This is a genomic window from Ruminococcus sp. 210702-SL.1.03 (genome assembly GCF_020559915.1).
Classification (GTDB): Bacteria; Bacillota; Clostridia; order Oscillospirales; family Ruminococcaceae; genus YE71.
On record NZ_JAJCLZ010000060.1, the window covers coordinates 1 to 3,959 of the forward strand.

At 48.0% G+C, this 3,959-nt stretch carries 5 protein-coding genes and 1 CRISPR repeat array; all 5 genes read left to right on the forward strand.

Translation table 11 applies throughout. The features are described from left to right. Positions 1-275: hypothetical protein (locus tag LI114_RS13115; RefSeq protein WP_319638313.1), on the forward strand; the 275-nt coding region annotated here is incomplete at its 5' end. Beyond that, positions 259-1,122, forward strand: coding sequence for a glycoside hydrolase family 25 protein (locus LI114_RS13120; RefSeq protein ID WP_227221045.1), 864 nt, complete (start codon positions 259-261; stop codon positions 1,120-1,122). The genes LI114_RS13115 and LI114_RS13120, both read left to right, overlap by 17 nt. 5 nt (positions 1,123-1,127) lie before the next feature. Beyond that, positions 1,128-1,349 carry a hypothetical protein gene (locus tag LI114_RS13125; RefSeq protein ID WP_227221046.1) on the forward strand — a complete coding sequence of 74 codons (222 nt, stop codon included), beginning with the start codon at positions 1,128-1,130 and terminating at the stop codon, positions 1,347-1,349. Between the two features lie 56 nt (positions 1,350-1,405). Beyond that, the gene (locus LI114_RS13130) at positions 1,406-2,143 is read left to right on the forward strand and encodes a DNA adenine methylase (protein ID WP_227221047.1); all 738 of its coding nucleotides are present in this window, start codon (positions 1,406-1,408) and stop codon (positions 2,141-2,143) included. Between the two features lie 65 nt (positions 2,144-2,208). After that, positions 2,209-2,409: a helix-turn-helix domain-containing protein gene (locus LI114_RS13135; RefSeq protein ID WP_227221048.1), complete on the forward strand. Its 201-nt coding sequence runs from the start codon at positions 2,209-2,211 to the stop codon at positions 2,407-2,409. Positions 2,410-2,582: 173 nt separating this feature from the next. Next, a CRISPR array of direct repeats spans positions 2,583-3,936; the repeat unit is 32 nt; unit sequence ATTTCAACTCACGCGCTCACGTGGAGCGCGAC. Positions 3,937-3,959: the final 23 nt, after the last annotated feature.

Sequence of the window (3,959 nt, forward strand, 5' to 3'; positions counted from 1 at the left end):
CGATAATCGTTGCGCTGATAACGGCGGCTTCGGCGGTGGTCTGCCAGCTTCTCATCGCCGCGAACAGCCGAAAATCCATGCGGCAGGCGCAGTTCGACAGCCAAAAACTCATTGAGTATAAAATAGACAAGCTCTCCGAGCGCGTGGATAAGCACAACAGCGTTGTAGAGCGCACATACAAGCTGGAGCAGGATTACGCGGTGGTCGCCGAGCAGATAAAGGTTGCGAACCATCGCTTGACAGATCTGGAGGTAGAAAATGAAAAAAGGCATTGACATATCATACTGCCAAGGCTCGCCCGACTTCGCGAAGGTGCGCGGCGCGGTCGATTTTGTGATAATGCAGATAGGCTACGGGTGGTACGCGGGGCAGATAGACAAGACTTTCGCGCGCAACTATTCAGAGTGCAAAAAGCACGGCATACCCTGCGGCGGCTACTGGTTCAGCTATGCGACCACCGCCGACGAGGCGCGGCAGGAGGCGAAGCGCTGCCTTGCTGCGATAAAGGGCAAGCAGTTTGAGTACCCGATATATTTCGATGTCGAGGGCAAGTCGCTAGTCGGCAAGACGGGCGTGTCCGCGATGTGCAGGGCGTTCTGCGAGGAGCTCGAAAAGGCGGGATATTTCGCGGGAATTTACATGAGCCGCAGCCCAGCGCAGACTATGCTGACGGCAGAGGTCGCTAAGCGTTACGCCCTCTGGCTCGCGGAGTACGGCGGCAGGCTCAATTGGTCGGGCGAGGTCGGAATGTGGCAGTACACGGACGGCGGCGCGGTCGCGGGTATCAGCACGGCGGTGGACTGCAACTACTGCTATGTGGACTACCCCGCGAAGATAAAGTCGGCGGGATTAAACGGCTTCACCGCTCCGGAAGCCTTGAAAACGCTGGACAGCGAGGGCTTCAAGCGCGGCGACAAGGGCGTGGGCGTGTACGCGTATAAACAGCTTATCAAAGCAGCTTGTAAGAAAAAAGGCATATCTGTTACTCTTGCAGACGACGGCGGCTTCGGCGGCGGTACGGAAAACGCAGTAAGCAGTTTGCTTGCAGAACTTGGCTATAAACCGAACGGTATAGCCGGCGAAAAGCTTGCAAAACAGCTTGCTAAGATCATATCGGGGTGATACTAATGGAGAAAAATGCAGTTTCATATATTGCAAAGACCACATCTGCGCGGCTGAATTACAGAACGCGTTGTGAGATCTGTTCAGAAACGCTCGCAGGCGTTTTGGAGAAAAATGCGGTTGTAAAAGCCGTTGATGGGTGGGAGCGGCGCGCCTGCGGACACGTTTGGAACAAGATAAAAATAGGGCGCAGGCATTATTTTGTCTGCGCTGAATGGCTTGAATAAAAGACGGGCGCTGAGATGCGCCCTTTTTTATAATGATATAATGGAAGGTGATAAAAATGAAAAGTCCGATACCATGGATAGGCGGGAAAAGCCTGCTTAAAAACAAAGTAATTGATTCTTTCCCACCACAAGACAGCTACAACCGATATATAGATGTTTTCGGTGGAGGCGGATCTATACTTTTTGCCAAAGACAAACACGCAGATCTGGAGGTCTATAACGATGCAAACAGCGATCTGGTCAACTTTTTCAGATGTTTAAAATACCATTCTAATGAGCTTAAAAAGGAAGTACGATACTATTTAAACAGCCGCGAAATGTTCATCAATTGCCGCGAACGTATATCTGCAACAGGATTCACGGATATTCAGCGGGCTGCTATGTTTTATGTGTTAGTCAAGACTGGATTTGGAGCAAGCCTGAGGACGTTTGGCTGCAACAAAAAGCGGCTGAATACAGATTGTTTTGAGGATATAGAAGCACGTCTTGACGGAGTAGTTATCGAGAACAAAGATTTTGAAGATATCATCAAAGTATATGACCGTGACAAGGCGCTATTTTACTGCGATCCGCCGTATCACAAGACGGAAAAGTATTACGATGTAAAGTTTGCAAATGGAGATCATGAAAGGCTTTGCAAGGTTCTCAGTAAGATAAAGGGCAAGTTCATATTGTCATACAACGACGATGATTATATCCGCGATTTATACAAAGATTTTAATATAATGGCAGTCACGAGGAGCAACAGTTTGTCATCGGGAGATTTTAAAGAGGTCATAATCAAAAATTTCTAGTATTTTTTTTAGAGGACATATAACGAAAAGCGTTATGGATTGTAAAAAGGATACAGGAGGTCACGATGATAAAGATCCGATTAAAACAGATAATAGCGGCAAAAGGAATGACGCAAGCGGAGCTGGCTGAGAAAACGAGTATACGTCCGTCTACGATCTCAGCATTATGCACAGGCGCAGCTATCAGTTTAAAATTTTCACAACTTGAAGTGATCTGCAAGGTGTTGAAATGCGATGTAAGCGATATTATAACAGTATTAAAGTAGCCTTGTAAAAGCAGTTTTTAAAAATCTCATACATGATAAAAGCGGTGAGGTGCTTCGGATAAATGAAACATTTCACCGCTTTTTTTGTATTTTGAGTGTAATTTTTTTGGGTTTTGCTTGAGAAATAACAAGCGCGACGTTAAGCTCATGCTTTACATAAAATTTTATATAGAATTTCAACTCACGCGCTCACGTGGAGCGCGACAGCTTTGAAAGCGGTTGTACTTTAGGTTTCGATCATTTCAACTCACGCGCTCACGTGGAGCGCGACGTTATTCGCGTTGCTGAACTGTTTGCGCTTATTATTTCAACTCACGCGCTCACGTGGAGCGCGACAAACACCGCGAAGCAAACCCAAATCCAAAATATTCATTTCAACTCACGCGCTCACGTGGAGCGCGACATGACATACGAAAACAAAAACGGTCAAGCCCAGAAATTTCAACTCACGCGCTCACGTGGAGCGCGACGTAAACGCAAATGGAACGCATGATAATTAACTAATTTCAACTCACGCGCTCACGTGGAGCGCGACTTGTGTCGCGCTTCACGAAACGGTCGTCCATGAGATTTCAACTCACGCGCTCACGTGGAGCGCGACAGGCGGCGGAGCAGGAAGCGAAAGCATTTCTAAATTTCAACTCACGCGCTCACGTGGAGCGCGACAAAAAGAAAGGAATTATAATGTGAAATTCAGAAGATTTCAACTCACGCGCTCACGTGGAGCGCGACGGGTAAGTATTACATTGATAAACCCATATGGCATATTTCAACTCACGCGCTCACGTGGAGCGCGACAAAGCATATGAACACCAGCGGCATGACGAAAGCAATTTCAACTCACGCGCTCACGTGGAGCGCGACGGTCGTCGCTATTACTTCGATATGTCAACTGTAAATTTCAACTCACGCGCTCACGTGGAGCGCGACGCAGGGCTAAACGGCTATAAAAAACCAAAAAAAATTTCAACTCACGCGCTCACGTGGAGCGCGACGTGGTGTGTCTGCTGTGCGGTAATATCAGCCTTGATTTCAACTCACGCGCTCACGTGGAGCGCGACAAGGTGCATTTGAGTTACACAGTTTACATTTTTATTTCAACTCACGCGCTCACGTGGAGCGCGACTGTAACTGGTAAATCTTCGTCTTCTGGAATTCCGATTTCAACTCACGCGCTCACGTGGAGCGCGACTTGGGGGCGAACGAGTTACTCAGTTTACAATTTTATTTCAACTCACGCGCTCACGTGGAGCGCGACGATTTGGTACGGACTTGATAACTATACTGTAGCAGATTTCAACTCACGCGCTCACGTGGAGCGCGACTTGAACATCTAATAGATTTCCAGGAGCAGAAGTTGCCGATTTCAACTCACGCGCTCACGTGGAGCGCGACTATTTCGATAGTGCGCAAAGCGCAGGAACTCAAAATTTCAACTCACGCGCTCACGTGGAGCGCGACCGGATTCGCTATCCGTCTTTTCAAGAAATACTGCATTTCAACTCACGCGCTCACGTGGAGCGCGACATTTGCCACCAGATGATCGAAAA